Origin of the sequence: Streptomyces sp. NPDC056296 (assembly GCF_042268605.1) — a bacterium.
Classification (GTDB): Bacteria; Actinomycetota; Actinomycetes; order Streptomycetales; family Streptomycetaceae; genus Streptomyces.
This window is the reverse complement of the sequence record NZ_JBHJRX010000020.1, coordinates 116,951-135,037: the sequence shown is the minus strand read 5'-3', so window position 1 is coordinate 135,037 and position 18,087 is coordinate 116,951. Positions and strand designations below refer to the sequence as shown.

The following is an 18,087-nucleotide window of genomic DNA, read 5'->3' as shown; positions in this document are numbered from 1 at the left end:
GAGCTGTGTGGGGAGATGGGAGTTCTCGAACTTGACATCGCGCGCGGCCGCTTTGGCCGCGGGCGGGGCGCCGGGGACTTCGGCCCCGTGGTCGCCGAGTCCCTGGCCGAGCTGGGTCTCGCACCCGAACTGGCCGCCGCCGCGCACGATCCGGCCTACGACGACGCCGTGCGCCGCAGCCACGAGGCGGGGGCCGAACCCGACTCCGGCGGCTATGTGGGGACGCCCACCATCCATGTCGATGGAACGGTGTGGTTCGGGCCCGTGCTGCGGGCCGTTCCGCGCGGCACCCGCGCGGCAGAGCTCTTCGACAGCTTCCGCGTCCTGGCCACCGACCCCGACGTCTTCGAACTCAAGCGCACGCGCACCGGTGGGCTGTCCTTCGACTGACGACGACAGTCACGACGACAGTGACGACGACGGTGAGCACGACGGTGACGACGGCCGGGCGGTCAGGCCCCGACCGCCGCCGCCAGCACCGGCGTCCGCGCCTCGTCGTACCGCTCCAGCAGCACCCGCGCCACCTCGGGCGAGGGACCGAGGACGTCCGCCAGCACGTCCGCCCGCCCCGCGCCCCGCGCTATGCGGTCCGGCAGGAAACCGGGGGCCAGGACGTACGGCGCCACGGCCACGCGTGCGCAGCCCAGCTCCCGCAGCTCGCGCACCGCGTCCTCGGTGCGCGGAAGGGATGCGGAGGCGAACGCAGGCCGCACGGCGCACCAACCGGTGTGCCGCCACTCCCGCGCGATTTCTGCGATCACTGCGATCGCCTCCGGGTCGGAGGACCCCGCCGAGGCCAGTACGACCCCGGTCGAGGACTTGTCGGCGGGCGTCAGACCCGCCTCGTACAGGCGCCGCTCCAGCGCCGACAGCAGCAGCGGCGAGGGGCCGAGCACCTCGGCCTGCCGGATCCGCAGCCGCGGCGGCGCGTCCGCGAGGACCGCCGGGATGTCCGCCTTGGCGTGGAAGGCGCGGGTCAGCAGCAGCGGCAGCGCCACCACGTCCCGCACTCCCTCCGTCTCCAGGGACTCCAGCACGCCCCGCACCGAGGGCACGTTGAAGTCCAGGAAGCCGGTCTCCACCCGTACGTCCGGGCGTACCGCCCTGACCCGGCGGACCAAGGCGTGCACGGTCGCGGCGTGCCGCGGGTCGCGGCTGCCGTGGGCGATGACCAGGAGGACCGGCGGGGACATCATGGCCGTCAGCTCCTCACCAGCAGACCGCGGCTGCGCAGCACCCACCGCTCCAGCGGGCTGAAGATCAGCAGGTCGATGGCGATGCCGACGATCAGGATGAGGAGGATCGCCTCGAAGACCATGGCCATGTCGCTGGCGTTGCGGCCGTTCTCCAGCAACTGGCCGAGGCCCACCCCGAGGTCGGGGAAGGACGCGATGATCTCGGCGGCCATCAGCGACCGCCAGGAGAACGCCCAGCCCTGCTTGAGGCCCGCCACATAGCCGGGCAGCGCGGCCGGCAGCACGATGTGCCAGGTGCCCTTCAGCCCCGTCGCGCCCAGCGTGCGGCCCGCGCGCAGGAACAGCGGGGACACCTGGTCGACGCCGGACACCAGGCCGTTGGCGATGGACGGCACCGCGCCGAGCAGGATGACCGCGTACATCATCTTGTCGTTCAGGCCCAGCCAGATCACGGCCGGCGGCACCCAGGCCACCGACGGCAGCGACTGGAGGCCGGACAGGATCGGGCCGATCGCCGCGCGCACGAACTTCACCCGCGCCACCAGGAGCCCCAGCGGGGTGCCGATCAGCAGCGCGAAGCAGAAGCCGAGCAGACCGCGCGAGACGCTGGTCCAGATGTAGCCGAGCAGCTCGCCCTGGAGCCAGGCCTGGTGCACCACGTCCCACACGTCGGACGGGGCGGGCAGCTTGGTCGGATCGTCGACGATCTTGAAGGAGACGAGCCCCTGCCACACCGCGATCACGAGGAGAACGGCGACGGTGGGCGGCAGGATCTTCTCCACGAAGGTCTGCCGGAAGGGCTTGCGGCCCTGCTGCACCGTCTCCAGTGCGTCCAGGCCCGCCTCCAGACCGGCGAGATCGCCGCCGTCCCCGGCGCCCGCGTCCTTGGCGGGACGCGTCGTGTCAGTGCTGGCCATGGCGGCGGATCTCCCCACGCAGTTCTTCGGTGATCTCGACGGACAGTTCCGCCACGGCGGTGTCCTCGATGCGGCGCGGATGCGGGATGCCGACCGTCCACTGGCGGGCGACGCGCCCGGGGCGGGAGGAGAGCAGCACCACGCGCTCCGCGAGCCGGACGGCCTCGCGGACGTTGTGCGTCACGAACAGGACCGACAGCCGCGTCTCGCGCCAGATCCGGGTCAGCTCGTCGTGCAGCACGTCACGCGTGATGGCGTCCAGGGCCGCGAACGGCTCGTCCATCAGCAGCAGCTTGCTCTCCTGGGCGAGCGCCCGGGCCATCGCGACCCGCTGGCGCATACCGCCCGACAGCTCGTGCACCCGCTTGCCGTACGCGCCCTTCAGCCGGACGAGTTCGAGCAGCTCCTCCGCCTTGTCGCGGCGCTCGGACTTGGGCACGCCCCGCAGCCTCAGGGCGAGTTCGATGTTCTTGCCCGCGGTCAGCCACGGGAACAGGGCGTGCTCCTGGAACATCAGGGCCGGCCGCCCGTCCGTGGTGATCGCGCCGGCGCTCGGCTTGTCCAGGCCCGCCACCAGGTTCAGCAGCGTGGACTTGCCGCAGCCGGAGGCCCCCAGGAGGGTGACGAACTCGCCGGGCGCGACATCGAGGGTGATGTCGTCCAGCACGAGCTGCTGCCCGGCGGGGCCCCCGAACGACTTCGAGACGTGCTCGATCCGCGCGGCGTGCGAGGCCGCCTCGGTGCCCTCGTCGGCCTTGGCGAGGGTCGTGGTCGTGGCCATGGTCGTCACCTCCTGGGGATCCTGGGGAATGGTCGGGGGTCCGGGCCTACTGGACGCCGAGACCGGCGTCGTCGACCGCGGGTTCGCCCTTGGCCTTGAGGACCTTGTTGAGCAGCGTGAGGTCGTAGATGCCCTTGAGGTCGGGCTGCTCCAGCAGACCGGCCTTGACGGCGTGATCCGCCTGGGCGCCGAGGGTGGCGGCCAGCGGGTCGTCGGTCAGCCGGATCGACTCCCACGCCGGGTCCAGGACATCGGCGGGCAGCGCCTTGCCGGTGTCCTTCTCCAGCTGCTTGTTCGCCGCGGCCTTGGCCTCGTCGGGGTTGGCCTCGATCCACGCGTTGGTGTCCACCGAGGCCTTCAGCACCGCCTCGACGGCCTTCGGGTGTTCCTCCAGGAACTTCTGCCGCACGATGATGTTCGTGATCACGAACTTCTCGTCCGGCCACAGCGTCGACTCGTCCAGCAGTACCTTGCCGCCCTGGGCGACCAGCCGGGACGCGGTCGGCTCCGGCACCCACGCGCCGTCGACGGAACCGGCCTGGAAGGCGTCCGGGGTCACCTTGTTGTCGCTGCGGACGACCGTCACGTCGCCCTTGCCGCTCTGCGCGTCGACCTTCCAGCCCTGCTCGGCGACCCAGTTGAGGAACGCCACGTCCTGCGTGTTGCCCAGCTGAGGGGTCGCGATGCGCTTGCCCTTGACGTCCTTCAACGACTTGATCTTGTCCGGGTTCACCACCAGCTTCACCCCGCCGGAGGCCGAACCGCCGATGATCCGCAGGTTCTTGCCGTCCGACTTCGCGTAGCCGTTGATCGCCGGGGAAGGGCCGATCCAGCCGATGTCGATCGAGCCGGAGTTCAGCGCCTCGATCTCGGACGGACCCGCGTTGAAGGCCGCGTACTTGGCCTCGGTGGCGCCCAGCTCCTTCTGGAAGAAGCCCTTCTGGTTGCCGACCAGCGCGGTGGCGTGGGTGACGTTGCCGAAGTAGCCGATCCGTACGGAGTCGAGACCGTCGATCTTCTCGGCCCCGGCGGCGATCTCCGCGCCCGAGTCGTCCTTGGCCTGGGAGCCGTATCCGCACCCGGCGAGCGCCAGCAGCGGCAGAGCGGCCAGGACCGCGAGAGCGCGGCGCGGGGCGGTGGTGGCAGGCACGGGAGGTGTTCCTCTCGGTGGCCCGGCTCGCACGCCTGTCGGTTGGTCCGAGGTGTCAGGTCGTGGCCGGGAGATCGGCGGGTTTACGTCTGTGGCGGTGGGGGGTGAGGGCGCGCGAGCGGTGCGCGTACGTCAGCACGCACATCGCGCGACCCCGCCCTGCCCGCTTCCCAGGGCGCCGCTGCCGACGCGGCCGCCCTCCTTCGCGAACGTGGAGTAGAAGTCGGGGGAGCCCATGCCTAGAAGTCCCACCCGTCGTCGTCCGCCGCGTCCTTGACCGGCTCCGGCGCGGCGAAGGACTCGCCGGCCATGCCCGCGGTGAGCGTGGTGCCGTCGCTCGGGTCGATCAGGATGAACGAACCGGTGCGGCGGGAGTCGGCGTAGGAGTCGGCGGGCAGCGGTTCCGCCGTACGGATCTTCACCCGGCCGATGTCGTTGGCGACGAGCTGCCCGGGGTGCGGGTGCAGGGACAGGTCGTCCAGCGTGAGCCGGGCCGGGATGTCCTTGACGATCGCCTTGACGGTGCGCGTGCCGTGCTTGATGAGCACGCGGTGGCCCACCGTGAGCGGCGCGTCGGCGACGTGGCAGACCGTGGCCTCCACGTCCTGGGTGGTGTCCGGCGCGTCCTTGCTGGGCACGATCAGGTCGCCGCGCGAGACGTCGATGTCGTCCTCGAGGAGCAGCGTCACCGACTGCGGCGTCCAGGCGGCGTCGACGGGCTCGCCCAGCAGGTCGATGCCGGACACCTTGGAGGTGCGGCCCGACGGCAGGACGGTGACCTCGTCGCCGACGTGGAAGGTGCCGGCGGCGATCTGGCCCGCGTAGCCGCGGTAGTCGGGGTGCTCGGCGGTGCGCGGCCGGATCACGTACTGCACGGGCAGCCGGGCGTGGCAGTGCGCCAGGTCGTGGCTGACCGGGACGGTCTCCAGGTGTTCGAGCACGGTCGGGCCGCCGTACCAGTCCATGACCGCCGACGGTTCCACCACGTTGTCGCCGGCGAGCGCCGAGATCGGGATCGCGGTGACCTCGGGGACGCCCAGCTCGGTCGCGTACGCCGTGAACTCCTCGGCGATGGCGGCGAACACGGGCTCCCTGTAGTCGACCAGGTCCATCTTGTTGACGGCGAGGACGACGTGCGGGACCCGCAGCAGGGCGGCGATCGCGGCGTGCCGGCGGGTCTGCTCGACGACGCCGTTGCGGGCGTCGACCAGGACCACCGTCAGCTCGGCCGTGGAGGCGCCGGTGACCATGTTCCGGGTGTACTGCACGTGCCCGGGGGTGTCGGCGAGGATGAACCGGCGGCGCGGGGTGGCGAAGTAGCGGTAGGCCACGTCGATGGTGATGCCCTGCTCGCGCTCGGCGCGCAGGCCGTCGGTGAGCAGCGCGAGGTCCGGGGCCTCCTGGCCGCGGCTCGCGGAGGCGCGCTCCACTGCCTCCAGCTGGTCGACGAGGACCGACTTGGAGTCGTGCAGCAGACGGCCGACCAGGGTGGACTTGCCGTCGTCGACGGACCCGGCGGTGGCGAAGCGCAGCAGGGTCGTCTCCGACAGCTGCCAGGCCGCCAAAGGCTCGGTGGGTTCGGTGGTGCTCGTCATGGCTAGAAGTACCCCTCGCGCTTGCGGTCTTCCATCGCGGCCTCGGACATCTTGTCGTCGGCGCGGGTCGCGCCGCGCTCGGTGAGCCGGGAGACGGCGATCTCGGCGATCACCTTCTCGATGCTGTCGGCGTCCGAGTCGACGGCCCCGGTGCAGGACATGTCGCCGACGGTGCGGTAGCGGACCCGCCGCTTGACCACGGGCTCGTCGTCCTTCGGGCCGCCCCACTCACCGGCGGTCAGCCACATGCCGCTGCGGCCGAAGACCTCGCGCTCGTGGGCGTAGTAGATCGCCGGCAGTTCGATGGACTCGCGGGCGATGTACTGCCACACGTCCAGCTCGGTCCAGTTGGAGAGCGGGAAGACGCGGACGTGCTCGCCGGGGGCGTGCCGGCCGTTGTACAGGTTCCACAGTTCCGGGCGCTGGCGACGCGGGTCCCACTGGGAGAACTCGTCGCGCAGCGAGAACACCCGCTCCTTCGCTCGCGCCTTCTCCTCGTCGCGGCGCCCGCCGCCGAAGACGGCGTCGAACTTCTCCGCCTGGATCTTCTCGGTCAGCGGCAGCGTCTGCAGCGGGTTGCGGGTGCCGTCCGGGCGCTCCTTGAGCACACCCCGGTCGATGTAGTCCTGCACGGAGGCCACGTGCAGGCGCAGCCCGTGCTTCTCGACCGTGCGGTCGCGGTACTCCAGGACCTCGGGGAAGTTGTGCCCGGTGTCCACGTGCAGCAGCGAGAACGGGACCGGCGCGGGGGCGAACGCCTTCAGCGCCAGGTGCAGCATCAGGATCGAGTCCTTGCCGCCGGAGAAGAGGATCACCGGCCGCTCGAACTCGCCCGCCACCTCGCGGAAGATGTGCACCGCCTCGGACTCGAGGGCGTCGAGGTGGGAGAGGGCGTACGGGCCGGCCGTACCCTCCCGCACCGCTGCGACGGTCGTCGTCATGCCAGTCCCCTTTCGGTGAGCAGGGCGTGGACCGCCGCGGCGGACTCCTGGACGGTCTGGTCCTGCGACTCGATGCGCAGGTCGGGCGCGACGGGCTCCTCGTACGGGTCGTCGACCCCGGTGAGCCCGGTCAGCTCACCCGCGGCCTGCTTGGCGTACAGGCCCTTCACATCGCGCACCGAGCACACCTCGACCGGGGTGGCCACGTGCACTTCCACGTACGCCGTGCCGTTCGCCTCGTGCCGCTTGCGGACCGCGTCCCGGCTGTCCGCGTACGGGGCGATCACGGGGACCAGCGCCGTGACGCCGTTGCGGGCGAGCAGTTCGGCGACGAAGCCGATGCGCTGCACGTTGGTGTGCCGGTCCTCGCGGCTGAAGCCGAGGCCCGCCGAGAGGAACTCGCGGATCTCGTCGCCGTCGAGGAGCTCGACGCGCCGGCCCTGCTCGCGGAGCCGGCCGGCCAGTTCGTGGGCGATGGTGGTCTTGCCGGCGCTGGGCAGACCCGTGAGCCAGACGGTGGCTCCGGTCGTCACAGGGTTCTCCTGAATCTCAGTGGTCGTCGTCATGTCAGCCGTGCAGTCCGCACTCGGTCTTGGAGCGGCCCGCCCAGCGACCGGCGCGGGCGTCCTCGCCCTCCAGCACACGGCGGGTGCAGGGCGCGCAGCCCACGGAGGCATAGCCGTCCATCAGCAGCGGGTTGGTGAGGACGCCGTGCTCGTCGACGTACGTTTGCACATCTTCCTGTGACCACTTGGCGATGGGAGAGACCTTCACCTTCCGCCGCTTCTCGTCCCAGCCGACCACCGGCGTGTTCGCGCGGGTCTCGGACTCGTCGCGGCGCAGGCCGGTCGCCCAGGCCTGATAGCTCTTGAGGCCCTCCTCCAGCGGCTTCACCTTGCGCAGCGCGCAGCACAGGTCGGGGTCGCGGTCGTGCAGCTTCGGCCCGTACTCGGCGTCCTGCTCGGCGACCGTCTGCCGGGGGGTGAGCGTGATGACGTTGACGTCCATCACGGCCTCCACCGCGTCCCGGGTGCCGATGGTCTCCGGGAAGTGGTAGCCGGTGTCGAGGAACACCACGTCCACGCCGGGCAGGGCGCGGGAGGCGAGGTGGGCGACGACCGCGTCCTCCATCGAGGAGGTCACGCAGAAGCGTCCGCCGAAGGTGTCGGCCGCCCACTGGAGGATCTCCAGCGCGGAGGCGTCCTCCAGCTCGCGGCCCGCCCGCTCGGCGAGTGCCTTGAGTTCCTCGGTCGTACGCTCTTCCTGAACCGTCGTCATATCGGTTCCCCTCCCGTGGAGTTGGGCTGAAGACCCCGGGCGAGAAGCCCGAGGAACTTCAACTGGAATGCGCGGTTGCACGCCCCGCATTCCCAGGCGCCGTGACCTTCCTCGTGCGGACGCAGGTCCTCGTCGCCGCAGTAGGGGCAGTAGAAGGGCGCGGCACGCTCCGTCACGACAGGGCCTCCTCGGAGGCGCGGGCCGCCCAGGTGGCGAAGCGCTCGCCGTCCTCGCGCTCGGCCTGGTAGCGCGTCAGCACGCGCTCCACGTAGTCCGGCAGCTCCTCCGCCGTGACCTTCAGACCGCGCACCTTGCGGCCGAAGCCGGGCTCCAGGCCGAGCGCGCCGCCCAGGTGCACCTGGTAGCCCTCGACCTGCTCGCCCTCGGCGTTCAGGACCAGCTGGCCCTTGAGACCGATGTCCGCGGTCTGGATGCGGGCGCAGGCGTTCGGGCAGCCGTTGAGGTTGATGGTGAGGGGCTCGTCGAACTCCGGGAGACGGCGCTCCAGTTCGTCGATCAGCGAGGCACCGCGCGCCTTGGTCTCGACGATGGCCAGCTTGCAGAACTCGATGCCGGTGCAGGCCATGGTGCCGCGCCGGAAGGTGGAGGGCCGGGCGGTGAGGTCCAGCGCCTCCAGGGACTCGACCAGCGAGTCGACCTGCCCCTCCTCGACATCGAGGACGATCATCTTCTGCTCGACCGTGGTGCGCACCCGGCCCGAGCCGTGCGCCTCCGCCAGGTCGGCGACCTTGGTCAGGATCGTGCCGTCGACGCGGCCGACGCGCGGGGCGAAGCCGACGTAGTAGCGGCCGTCCTTCTGCCGGTGCACGCCGATGTGGTCGCGCCAGCGGCTGGTCGGGTCGGCGGGCGCCGGTCCGTCGGTCAGCTTCCGCTTCAGGTACTCGTCCTCCAGCACCTGGCGGAACTTCTCCGGGCCCCAGTCGGCGACCAGGAACTTCAGGCGGGCGCGGTTGCGCAGCCGCCGGTAGCCGTAGTCGCGGAAGATCGAGATGACGCCCTCGTAGACGTCGGGGACGTCGTCGATCGGCACCCAGGCACCGAGGCGCACGCCCAGCTTGGGGTTGGTGGACAGGCCGCCGCCGACCCACAGGTCGAAGCCCGGCCCGTGCTCGGGGTGCTCGACGCCGACGAACGCCACGTCGTTGATCTCGTGCACCACGTCCAGTACCGGCGACCCGGAGATCGCGGTCTTGAACTTCCGCGGCAGGTTCGAGTACGCCGGGTTGTTCAGGACCCGGCGCTTCATCTCCTCCAGCGCCGGCGTGCCGTCGATGATCTCGTCCTCGGCGATGCCCGCGACCGGGGAGCCGATCATCACGCGGGGCGTGTCGCCGCAGGCGGTGACCGTGGACAGGCCGACGCCCTCCAGGCGGTTCCAGATCTCGGGCACGTCCTCGATCCGGATCCAGTGGTACTGGACGTTCTGCCGGTCGGTGATGTCGGCCGTGCCGCGCGCGAACTCCTGCGAGATCTCGCCGATGACCCGCAACTGTGCGGTGGTCAGCGCGCCACCGTCGATGCGGACGCGCAGCATGAAGTAGCTGTCGTCCAGCTCCTCCGGCTCCAGGATGGCCGTCTTTCCGCCGTCGATGCCCTGCTTGCGCTGGGTGTACAGCCCCCACCAGCGCATCCGGCCGCGCAGGTCACCGGGGTCGATCGAGTCGAAACCCCGCTTGGAGTAGATCGTCTCAATACGTGTCCGTACGTTGAGACCGTCGTCGTCCTTCTTGGTCTGCTCGTTGCCGTTGAGCGGGGTGAAGTGACCCATAGCCCACTGACCCTCGCCACGGTGACGGCTCACCTTGCGGCGGGGGGTCGCGGCAGCAGGATTCGGCGGCGTGGCGGCCATGGTTTGACACGTCCTTCGGGACAGGCGGAAAGCGGCTCTGACCTGCGCGCACGGCGCATGGCATACGTGAGGCGTACGTGCGCTTCGTCGCGCGGGAATCAGGCGAATGCGGGGAATCCGGAGGTGCTGGAGGGTGCTCTCAGCGGACCGGACAGATGGCGCTGGACATGCGGCCGAGGTCGACGTGCCGCCGACTCACCAAGGCAATTCCAGTTCCAGGCATGACGGAAGCCTGGCACGACGATCTGGACACAGTCCAGCTTCGTCCAAAATGCGGACACCCGTGTCTCGTGGGGCGAGACACGGGTGTTGTGGATCACAGCTCGGCCCCCGGCCGGAGGCCGTGGAGGGGCGGCCGGTCAGGTGGGGAACGCTCCGGGCCAGGGTCCCGGAGTGGCCACCTCCGCCTCCTCCTCGACCTTGGTGTCGAACAGGCGGAAACCGCGGCGCTGGTAGTTGTCCATCGCGAACTCGCCGTCCTTGCTGCACGTGTGCAGCCACACCCGCTTGGTCGTGGCCACCCCCGGCCACCGGTCCGCCAGGTCCCAGGCGCGGGCGGCGCCGTACGAGAGCAGGTGGCCGCCGATGCGCCGACCCCGGAAGGCCGGGATCAGGCCGAAGTACTCGATCTCCACGACCCCGTCGTCCCCCGGCGTCAGCTCCACGTACCCGGCGGGCGTGCCGTGGTCGTAGGCGACCCAGGTCTCCACGCCGGCCCGCTCCAGGTGCTCCCGCCACCGCGCGTAGCTCCAGCCCAGCCGGTCCGTCCAGCGGATGTCGCCGCCGACCGAGGCGTACAGGAAGCGGCTGAACTCGGGGGAGGGCACCTCGGCGCGGACGATCCGGACGTCCCCCTCCGGTGCGGCGGCCGGCAGCAGATCGGTCGGCGCCGTCTGCTCCAAGGACCAGGTGGTCACGGCGATGTTGGTCATGCCGGTCAGGGAATCATCCGGTCCGCGGATCTGTCGATCCCCGCCCGCGCGCACCCCGAGGGGCCCGTGGCCGTCAGTCCAGCGCGTCCTCGATCGACGTCAGAGGCAGCGCGAACAGCATGCGGCCCGACTGGGACCAGACCTCACCGGTCTGCGCCCAGTACGACAGGGAGCCCGCCTGTCCGCTCCAGCACCGCTGCGAGCGGTCCGCACCGCACTCCGTGGCCCGGGCGTCCTCCGTGTCCTGGCGCCACAGGGTCCCGCGCCCGTCGTGGCCGCCGGCCGCGCGTCCCAGGTACCAGTCGGCCCGTGCCGCGCCGGCCGGGCGGTGGGAGAGTACGCCTCCGACCTCGGCCGCCCCCGTCTCGTACGCCTCCACCGCGTCGACGCGTCCGGAGGGGTCGGCGGCCGGCAGTCCGGTGCGGGCCGGGTCCGTGCCGAACGAGTAGCGCCACAGCCGGGTGGGGCGGTCGTCGTCCGCGGGCACCCGCTCGCTCGCCACCAGGCTGTCGGGGACCGTGCCGCGGTCCAGGGAGATCGCGCCGGGGCGGGCGGCACCGTCGGCGTCGGAGAGCCGGTACGAGGCGACGGCGGGCAGTACGTAGGGGTGGCCGTCCGCCGCCCAGCCCCCGGGCACCCGCCCGACGGCGTCCGCGTCGGTGGTGGCGCGCTGGACCCGGTCCACGTCGTACACGTACAGCGCGTCGCGGTCCCCGGAACCGGTGGTGACCAGCAGCTTGTCCTGGTACCAGACCATGCCGGAGACGGGGGAGGCGAGCCCCCGGTAGTCGTGGCCGCCGTCGACCGGGACGGCGAGGAGTGCCGAGGTGTAGCTCAGGTGGTCGGGATCGTCGGCGTCCACGAAGGAGACCCGGGCGAGGCCGCCCTCGGGCGTCCCGTCGTCGCGGGTCCAGGCGGACAGGATGACGCGGTGGGCGCCCCAGCGTCCGTCCTCGTCGGCGTCCCCGGAGGTGGTGACCGCGCCGGGCCGCCAGCCCTCGGTGTCGCCCTCCTCCCAGCAGTAGGCGCGGGTGGCCGCGGGGGAGACCGGCAGGGCCTCGCGTTCCCCGGCCGTGCAGTCGGCGGCGTCGCGCAGCGTGTGGTCGGCGGAGCCGAGGACGGCGTCGACGCCCACCGGTTCGCCCATCGCGGTGGAGAGCCGGTCGAGCCAGGGCCGCGGCACGCGGTGCTCCGTCAGCCGCAGCGCGTCGGTCTCGGCGGCGGAGGTGAGGGGTTCGAGGGTGCCGGGGTCGTCGGCGACCGTGGCCTGCGAGGCGCTGATCAGCGTGGCGGCACCCGTCAACGCGAGGGCGGCTCCGGTCAGGGCCGCGCGCAGCGCCCTGCCCCGCCTGCGTCGGCGGTGTCTGCCGCGCTGCTTCATAGAACCTCCACGGACACCGGACCAACTGGGCTCGACGGTGGCCACGTTGACCGAGGAGCGGATGGGGCGGTCCGTAGAGGATGCTACGGCAGACGGACGGGTTCGCGGACGCGGACGATGCAAATATGCGAAAACGTGCCGTCTTTCCGGCCATCCCGGCCGGCTCGGGGCGCGTGTGGGCGGCTCGGGGCGGCCCGGGGCGCGTGTGGGTGGCTCGCGCGGGGCGGGGCGTCTCGGGGTGCGCGTGGGCGGTTCGGGCGGGGTGGGGCGGTCCGGGGTGCGTGTGGGCGGTTCGGGCGGGGCGGGGCGGCCCGGGGCGCGTGTGGGTGGCTCGCGCGGGGTGGGGCGGCCCGGGGTGCGCGTGGACGGCTCGGGCGGGGTGGGGGCGGTCCGGGGTGCGTGTGGGCGGTTCGGGCGGGGCGGGGCGGCTCGGGGTGCGCGTGGGCGGTTTGGGCGGGGTGGGGGCTCGGGGTGCGGGTTCGGGCGGGGCGGGGCGGGGCGGGCGAGTCGTGCGGGCGGGTGCGGGCGGGTGCGGGCGGGTGCGGCTGTGCCGTGGCCGATCGCGCGGTTCCCCGCGCCGCGCCCCTGGAGGGGCCCGTTCAGGGCGCCGGCAGCGACGCCCTGCGTTCCGCCACCGCCGGTGCCGTCGAGTGGGGGAGCAGGTCGCGCGGGTCGTCCGGGAGGACCACCTCGATCTCCGCGTCCTCGCAGAAACGATACGGCCGGTGTTCCAGGTAGGCCCCGAGGTACCTCCGCACCCGCGACATCTCGGCCCGTACCGTCACCGTGCGGGCCGGGTCGCCGAACATGTCCTCGGCCAGCCCCGACGCGCTGCGGCCGGCGCGGTGGACGGCCAGCAGGTACAGCAACTCGGCATGCCGGGGACTCAGTTCCCGGACCCACGCCTCCGCGCCGCCCAGCACCCGCACCGACCAGCGGCGCGGCTGCCCGAGGTCCAGCACGATCCGGACGGAGCCCTGCGGCACCGGCTCCTCGGCCGCCCGCACCAGCCAGCCCTCGCCCAGCGGCTCCACGGTGCACGCCCCGAGCGCCGGCAGCCACCTCGGCCCCGCCGTCGGGGACTTGGGCAGCGTCACCCGGTCCAGGTACGGCATCCCCGTCACCGCCGCCGTCCAGCCGTCGCGGTCCGCCACCAGTGCCCGCCCGTCGAGCCGGGCCAGCACCGGCGCGGCCACCGCACGCAGCCGCTCCAGCGTCAGCATGTGCAACTCGCGCAGCCGGGCCTCGGCGAGCTTGGCCACCGAGTCGACCCAGGCGAGCGTAGCCGGGTGCATCGTCTCCAGCGGCCCGCTCACGTCGACCACGCCGAGCAGCCGGCCACTGCGCGGATCGGTGATGGGCGCCCCGGCGCACGTCCAGGTCGCCTGAGACCGGACGAAGTGCTCGGAGGCGAAGACCTGTACGGGCCGCCGGGTGACCGCCGGCGTGCCCACGCCGTTGGTGCCGACCACCTCCTCCCGCCAGTCCGCCCCGAGTTCGAAGCCGAGACCGTCGGCCTTGCGCAGCACACGCGCGCTGCCCTCCCGCCACAGCACCCGGCCCTCGTCGTCGGCGACCACCATGATGTGGTGCGCGACGTCCGCGACCGACAGCAGGCCCTCCCGCAGCACCGGCAGCACATGCCGCAGCACCGAGGCCTCCCGCCGTCGCTGTACCTCCTCGGGGGCCAGCAGCCCGGAGCGGAAGTCGTGCTCGGGATCGACACCGCTGCGCAGCACCCGCTCCCAGGACTGCTCGATCACCGGGCGCGGCGCCACCGGAGCCCGTCCGCCCGAGAGCCTCGCGGAACGGACCTCGTTGAGCATCCGCGCCGCACGCGCCGGGTCGACGGCGGCGAACTGCGTCACGTCCATCGGCGAGAGAGCCACTGGTCCCCGTCCTCCCGGAAGCCGGATGTTCGGATACTCGGATGTTCGGATGTTCGTCTGATACTGAGCGTCTGCCCGTGACGCGATGACACAGTCCGCACACAGTCGGCAGCAAGTTGCAACCCCCTGCAACCCTGGTGGACGGCCGTACCGGTGTCCAAACTTGAACCACGTCGCCCCGAGCGGCGTACGCGGCCTGAACAGGCCGGTGTGGCGGGGGTGGTGCCGTGTCGGCGCAGCACCACCCCCGCGCCACCCGACGGGATCAGGCCACGGCCACCGGACGGGCCCGCTCCACCACCGACGCCAGGTCCAGCGTGGGCGGCAGCGTGCCGAAGGCCGCGCCCCCGTCACCGCCCAGCCGCCCGGCGCAGAACGCGTCGGCGACCTCCGGCGGCGCGTACCGGACCAGCAGCGAGCCCTGGAGCACCAGCGCCAGCCGCTCCGCCAGCCGCCGCGCCCGCCCCTCGGCGGCCCCCAGATCGGCCAGCTCCGTCAGCAGGCCCCTGATCGCCGCGTCCAGCCGGTGATCGGCGCCGCGCGCCAGCCCCACCTCCGTCAGATACGCGTCCAGCGCCAGCGGCTCCCGCCCGAGCGCCCGCAGGACGTCCAGCGCCTGCACGTTGCCGGCGCCCTCCCAGATCGAGTTCAGCGGCGACTCGCGCACCAGCCGGGGCATCCCGGACTCCTCCACGTACCCGTTGCCGCCCAGGCACTCGGCGGCCTCCACCGCCACCGGCGCGCACCGCTTGGTCACCCAGTACTTGGCCACCGGCACCGCGATCCGCAGCAGCGCCCGCTCCCGCTCGTCGCCGCCCTCGGCGGCGTCGTAGGCCGCCGCCAGCCGCAGCGCGAGCGTGGTGGCCGCCTCCGACTCGATCGCGAGATCCGCGAGGACGTTGCGCATCAGCGGCTGGTCGACCAGCTTCGCGCCGAAGGCCTCCCGGTAGGCGCAGTGGTGCACCGCCTGCGCCACGGCCTGCCGCATCAGGCCCGCCGATCCCAGCACGCAGTCCAGCCGGGTCGCCGCCACCATGCCGATGACGGTGCGCACCCCGCGCCCCTCCTCGCCGACCCGGCGCGCCCAGGTCCCGGCGAACTCGACCTCGGCGGAGGCGTTGGAACGGTTGCCCAGCTTGTCCTTGAGCCGCTGGATCAGGAACACGTTGCGGGTGCCGTCCGCCAGCACCCGCGGCACCATGAAGCAGGTCAGCCCTCCCCCGTTGCCTTCGGCACGGGCGGTACCCCCAGGGGCCCGCGCCAGCACCAGGAACCCGTCCGACATAGGCGCCGAGCAGAACCACTTGTGCCCGGTCAGCTCGTACGCGCCGTCCTCGGCCAGCGGGCGCGCCGAGGTGGTGTTCGCCCGTACGTCGCTGCCGCCCTGCTTCTCCGTCATGCCCATGCCGAACAGGGCCCCGGCCTTCAGACGGGCGGGCCGCAGCTCCCGGTCGTACACGCGGGAGGCCAGCCGCGGCTCCCACTCCGCCGCGAGCCCCGGGTCGGCGCGCAGGGCCGGAACCGCCGCGTGGGTCATCGACAGCGGGCAGCAGTTCCCGGCCTCGACCTGGGTCCACATGAGGAAGGCGGCGGCACGCCGCACATGCCCGCCCGGCCGGGACCAGGCCGAGGTCAGGCCCGCCGAGACGCCCTTGCCCAGCAACCGGTGCCAGGCCGGGTGGAAGCCGACCTCGTCGACGCGGTGGCCGTAGCGGTCGTGGGTGCGCAGGACCGGCGGGTTCTCGTTGGCCTGCGCGCCCCACTCCTGGGTCTGGACCGATCCGCAGCTGCGGCCGAGACCCGACAGCTCCTCCAGCGCCTCCTCGTGCAGCCCGGGTGCCAGATGCCGCTCGACCGCGGCCGTCAGGGCCCGGTCGGCGGTGAAGACGTCGTAGCCGACCAGCGGCGGCGCCTGATTCGTCACGGTGTGGGTACTGCCTGCCATGACCGTGAACCTACCGTGCCGCGGACCCGCACGGAGCCGTCACCGACAGGAGGGCGGCCGCGGATGAGTGCGACCCCCCGCGACGGATACCTTTAGGTCGTGCAGCCAGCAAGTGAATCCACCGAACGGCCCTCCGGCCGGCTCCATCGCGCCCGGGTCCTGTACCGGAACGTCTCCAAACGCAGGACCGCCTGGCTGCTGCTCAAGGACACGGTCAACTCGTGCATGGAGTACCGCATCCTCGGCCTGGCCGCCGAGGCCGCGTTCTTCACCCTGCTCTCGGTGCCGCCCCTGCTGCTGAGCCTCCTCGGCCTGCTCGGCTACGTCGACTCCTGGATCGGCGCCGACACCACCGAGAGCCTGCGCACCAACATCCTGGACGCCTCCCGCGCGGTGCTCTCCGAGAAGGGCGTCGAGCAGATCACCGAGCCGATCCTGGACGACGTGATGAAGGGCGGCCGTCCCGACGTCATCTCCATCGGCTTCCTGTTCGCCCTGTGGTCGGGCTCCCGCGCGGTGAACGTCTTCATCGACACCATCACCGTGATGTACGGCCTGGACGGCGTCCGGGGGATCGTCAAGACCCGCCTGATGGCCTTCCTGCTGTTCCTCGTGGCCCTGCTGATCGGGTCGATCGCGCTGCCGCTGATGGTGGCCGGTCCGGACGCCGTGGTGCGGATCGTGCCCTGGTCGACGACGGTCGTCCAGGTGCTCTACTGGCCGGTCGTCATCATCCTGTCCATCGCGTTCCTGACCACGCTGTACCACGTCTCCGTGCCCGTACGGTCCCCGTGGATCGAGGACGTGCCCGGCGCGCTGGTCGCCCTCGGCATGTGGGTGCTCGGCAGCTTCCTGCTGCGCATCTACCTCACCAACACCGTCGAGGGCCCCACCATCTACGGCTCGCTGGCCGCGCCCGTCGCCGTGCTGCTGTGGATCGGCGTGTCCGCGTTCGCCGTGCTCGTCGGGGCCGCGGTCAACGCGGCCATCGACCGGGTCTGGCCGGCCGCCGCCACCGCGGCCGCCCGTGAGGCCAACGAGCGGCTGCGCCAGGCCCAGGTCGCCGAGTACGTGGCCCGCACCGCCGCGAACGGCGAGGCGGACCCCGACATGCCCTCCGAGTTCCCGGAACGCTGGTCCCGCTTCCTGCCCCCGGAGGACGTCACGTCCCGCCTGCGCACCCACGTGAAGAACACGCCGCCCGCGAACCACAACAAGCCCGAGGCCTCGTGACCGGGCCGCCCTCCCCGCCCTCCCCGCCCTCCTAGGACCGGCCGGACGGATCCGGGGCCCAGGTGCCCGCCGCCGCGCCCTCCCGTACGAAGTCCCCGAAGTCCCTCGGCGCACGGCCCAGCACCTGCCGGACACCGTCCGACAGATGGGCGTTGCGGCCGTCGAGCAGGGCGCCGAACAGCTCCACGAGGAACGCGACCTCCTCCTCGGGCACCCCGAACCCCGCCAGGTTCTCGCCGTACTCGCGCGGTGAGACGGCCCGGTACGTCAGCGCGCGGCCCGTCTCCTTCGCGATCTCGGCGACCGCCTCCCCGAAGGTCAGCAACCGCGGCCCCGAGACCTCCAGCACCCGCCCGGCGTACCGGTCGCCGGAGGTCAGCGAAGCCACCACCACGTCCGCGACGTCCCGCAGGTCCACGAACGGCTCCCGGGCCTCGTCACCTGCCGGGAACACCAGCTCCCCGCGCTGCCGCAGCTCCGCCACCAGCGGTCCCTCGCTGAAGTTCTGCGCGAACCAGGCGGCCCGTACGACCGTCCAGTGCACGCCCGCTTCCGCCAGCGCCTCCTCGGTGGGGCGGGCCCGCTCCTCGCCCCGCGCCGACAGCAGCACCAGCCGCCGTACGCCGAGCCCGGCCGCCTCGCGCGCCAGCGCCCCGACCGTCCCGGCGGCGTCGGGGGCGCCCACATCGGTCGGGTGGGCCAGGTAGGCCGCGTCGGCGCCGCGCAGGACGTCCGCCCAGGTCGACCGGTCCCACCAGTCGAAGCCGGTCGCCCGGGACGCCGCCCGCACGGTCAGCGCGGCCGCCCGCGCCGCCTCGGCCACCCGCCGCCCGGTGCGACCGGACGCCCCCGTCACGACGACCGTCATGCCCGCTTCCGTGTTCACGCCTGCCGTGTCTGCCATGTCTGCCGTGCCTGTCATGTCTGTCATGGCTTCAGTCAACTGCCGGGCGCCGTACGTTCCCATCGCCGAACGGCT

At 72.4% G+C, this 18,087-nt stretch carries 17 protein-coding genes and 1 pseudogene; 2 read left to right on the top strand and 16 right to left on the bottom strand.

Annotated features, from left to right (window positions below):
* Window positions 1-390: pseudogene (locus ACFCZF_RS17230) on the top strand (disulfide bond formation protein DsbA); the annotation flags it as partial.
* Window positions 391-452: 62 nt separating this feature from the next.
* Here the strand turns inward: ACFCZF_RS17230 and ACFCZF_RS17225 are convergent.
* From ACFCZF_RS17225 to ACFCZF_RS17155, 15 genes are all read right to left on the bottom strand, one after another.
* Window positions 453-1,193, bottom strand: coding sequence for a sirohydrochlorin chelatase (locus tag ACFCZF_RS17225; protein ID WP_376672358.1), 741 nt, complete (start codon window positions 1,191-1,193; stop codon window positions 453-455).
* A gap of 8 nt (window positions 1,194-1,201) precedes the next feature.
* Window positions 1,202-2,113, bottom strand: a complete 912-nt coding sequence (locus ACFCZF_RS17220; protein WP_375912063.1) for an ABC transporter permease — start codon at window positions 2,111-2,113, stop codon at window positions 1,202-1,204.
* Entirely contained in the window at window positions 2,100-2,894 is a 795-nt protein-coding gene (locus ACFCZF_RS17215; protein ID WP_376672349.1) for an ABC transporter ATP-binding protein, read from the bottom strand. Before ACFCZF_RS17215 ends, ACFCZF_RS17220 begins: the two co-directional genes overlap by 14 nt.
* Before the next feature lie 46 nt (window positions 2,895-2,940).
* Window positions 2,941-4,044 carry an aliphatic sulfonate ABC transporter substrate-binding protein gene (locus tag ACFCZF_RS17210; RefSeq protein ID WP_376672348.1) on the bottom strand — a complete coding sequence of 368 codons (1,104 nt, stop codon included), beginning with the start codon at window positions 4,042-4,044 and terminating at the stop codon, window positions 2,941-2,943.
* Window positions 4,045-4,283: 239 nt separating this feature from the next.
* Window positions 4,284-5,639: a sulfate adenylyltransferase subunit 1 gene (locus ACFCZF_RS17205; protein ID WP_376672347.1), complete on the bottom strand. Its 1,356-nt coding sequence runs from the start codon at window positions 5,637-5,639 to the stop codon at window positions 4,284-4,286.
* Between the two features lie 2 nt (window positions 5,640-5,641).
* Complete coding sequence (cysD, locus tag ACFCZF_RS17200; RefSeq protein WP_376672346.1) at window positions 5,642-6,580, bottom strand: sulfate adenylyltransferase subunit CysD; 939 nt, start codon at window positions 6,578-6,580, stop codon at window positions 5,642-5,644.
* Window positions 6,577-7,146 carry an adenylyl-sulfate kinase gene (gene cysC / locus ACFCZF_RS17195; RefSeq protein ID WP_121749830.1) on the bottom strand — a complete coding sequence of 190 codons (570 nt, stop codon included), beginning with the start codon at window positions 7,144-7,146 and terminating at the stop codon, window positions 6,577-6,579. Before cysC ends, cysD begins: the two co-directional genes overlap by 4 nt.
* Before the next feature lies 1 nt (window position 7,147).
* On the bottom strand, window positions 7,148-7,858 hold the full coding sequence (locus tag ACFCZF_RS17190; RefSeq protein ID WP_376672345.1) for a phosphoadenylyl-sulfate reductase: 711 nt from the start codon (window positions 7,856-7,858) through the stop codon (window positions 7,148-7,150).
* Complete coding sequence (locus ACFCZF_RS17185) at window positions 7,855-8,034, bottom strand: hypothetical protein (RefSeq protein ID WP_121749832.1); 180 nt, start codon at window positions 8,032-8,034, stop codon at window positions 7,855-7,857. The genes ACFCZF_RS17190 and ACFCZF_RS17185 overlap by 4 nt, the downstream gene beginning before the upstream one ends.
* Window positions 8,031-9,728 (bottom strand): sulfite reductase SirA, encoded by a 1,698-nt coding sequence (gene sirA, locus ACFCZF_RS17180; RefSeq protein ID WP_375912083.1) that lies wholly within the window; start codon window positions 9,726-9,728, stop codon window positions 8,031-8,033. The genes ACFCZF_RS17185 and sirA overlap by 4 nt, the downstream gene beginning before the upstream one ends.
* Window positions 9,729-9,867: 139 nt before the next feature.
* The gene (locus ACFCZF_RS17175) at window positions 9,868-9,951 is read right to left on the bottom strand and encodes a putative leader peptide (RefSeq protein ID WP_351391960.1); all 84 of its coding nucleotides are present in this window, start codon (window positions 9,949-9,951) and stop codon (window positions 9,868-9,870) included.
* A 136-nt stretch (window positions 9,952-10,087) separates the two neighbouring features.
* The gene (locus ACFCZF_RS17170) at window positions 10,088-10,660 is read right to left on the bottom strand and encodes a GNAT family N-acetyltransferase (RefSeq protein ID WP_376672344.1); all 573 of its coding nucleotides are present in this window, start codon (window positions 10,658-10,660) and stop codon (window positions 10,088-10,090) included.
* A 73-nt stretch (window positions 10,661-10,733) separates the two neighbouring features.
* Window positions 10,734-12,041, bottom strand: a complete 1,308-nt coding sequence (locus tag ACFCZF_RS17165; protein WP_376672343.1) for a hypothetical protein — start codon at window positions 12,039-12,041, stop codon at window positions 10,734-10,736.
* 599 nt (window positions 12,042-12,640) lie between these two features.
* Window positions 12,641-13,930 (bottom strand): GAF domain-containing protein, encoded by a 1,290-nt coding sequence (locus tag ACFCZF_RS17160; protein ID WP_376672342.1) that lies wholly within the window; start codon window positions 13,928-13,930, stop codon window positions 12,641-12,643.
* Window positions 13,931-14,195: 265 nt separating this feature from the next.
* Complete coding sequence (locus ACFCZF_RS17155) at window positions 14,196-15,875, bottom strand: acyl-CoA dehydrogenase family protein (RefSeq protein ID WP_376672341.1); 1,680 nt, start codon at window positions 15,873-15,875, stop codon at window positions 14,196-14,198.
* A 99-nt stretch (window positions 15,876-15,974) separates the two neighbouring features.
* Between ACFCZF_RS17155 and ACFCZF_RS17150 the strand changes: the two genes are divergently transcribed.
* Window positions 15,975-17,108: a YihY/virulence factor BrkB family protein gene (locus ACFCZF_RS17150; RefSeq protein WP_376672340.1), complete on the top strand. Its 1,134-nt coding sequence runs from the start codon at window positions 15,975-15,977 to the stop codon at window positions 17,106-17,108.
* 31 nt (window positions 17,109-17,139) lie between these two features.
* Here ACFCZF_RS17150 and ACFCZF_RS17145 read toward each other — a convergent pair whose 3' ends face one another.
* Window positions 17,140-18,030, bottom strand: coding sequence for an NmrA family NAD(P)-binding protein (locus ACFCZF_RS17145; RefSeq protein ID WP_376672357.1), 891 nt, complete (start codon window positions 18,028-18,030; stop codon window positions 17,140-17,142).
* Between the last annotated feature and the right edge of the window lie 57 nt (window positions 18,031-18,087).

Bases quoted from the DNA above. Each gene is read 5' to 3' on its own strand.
- ACFCZF_RS17225 (WP_376672358.1), bottom strand. From the start codon at position 1,193: ATGTCCCCGCCGGTCCTCCTGGTCATCGCCCACGGCAGCCGCGACCCG.
- ACFCZF_RS17220 (WP_375912063.1), bottom strand. From the start codon at position 2,113: ATGGCCAGCACTGACACGACGCGTCCCGCCAAGGACGCGGGCGCCGGG.
- ACFCZF_RS17215 (WP_376672349.1), bottom strand. From the start codon at position 2,894: ATGGCCACGACCACGACCCTCGCCAAGGCCGACGAGGGCACCGAGGCG.
- ACFCZF_RS17205 (WP_376672347.1), bottom strand. From the start codon at position 5,639: ATGACGAGCACCACCGAACCCACCGAGCCTTTGGCGGCCTGGCAGCTG.
- cysD (WP_376672346.1), bottom strand. From the start codon at position 6,580: ATGACGACGACCGTCGCAGCGGTGCGGGAGGGTACGGCCGGCCCGTAC.
- cysC (WP_121749830.1), bottom strand. From the start codon at position 7,146: ATGACGACGACCACTGAGATTCAGGAGAACCCTGTGACGACCGGAGCC.
- ACFCZF_RS17190 (WP_376672345.1), bottom strand. From the start codon at position 7,858: ATGACGACGGTTCAGGAAGAGCGTACGACCGAGGAACTCAAGGCACTC.
- sirA (WP_375912083.1), bottom strand. From the start codon at position 9,728: ATGGCCGCCACGCCGCCGAATCCTGCTGCCGCGACCCCCCGCCGCAAG.
- ACFCZF_RS17175 (WP_351391960.1), bottom strand. From the start codon at position 9,951: ATGCCTGGAACTGGAATTGCCTTGGTGAGTCGGCGGCACGTCGACCTC.
- ACFCZF_RS17170 (WP_376672344.1), bottom strand. From the start codon at position 10,660: ATGACCAACATCGCCGTGACCACCTGGTCCTTGGAGCAGACGGCGCCG.
- ACFCZF_RS17165 (WP_376672343.1), bottom strand. From the start codon at position 12,041: ATGAAGCAGCGCGGCAGACACCGCCGACGCAGGCGGGGCAGGGCGCTG.
- ACFCZF_RS17155 (WP_376672341.1), bottom strand. From the start codon at position 15,875: ATGGCAGGCAGTACCCACACCGTGACGAATCAGGCGCCGCCGCTGGTC.
- ACFCZF_RS17145 (WP_376672357.1), bottom strand. From the start codon at position 18,030: ATGACAGGCACGGCAGACATGGCAGACACGGCAGGCGTGAACACGGAA.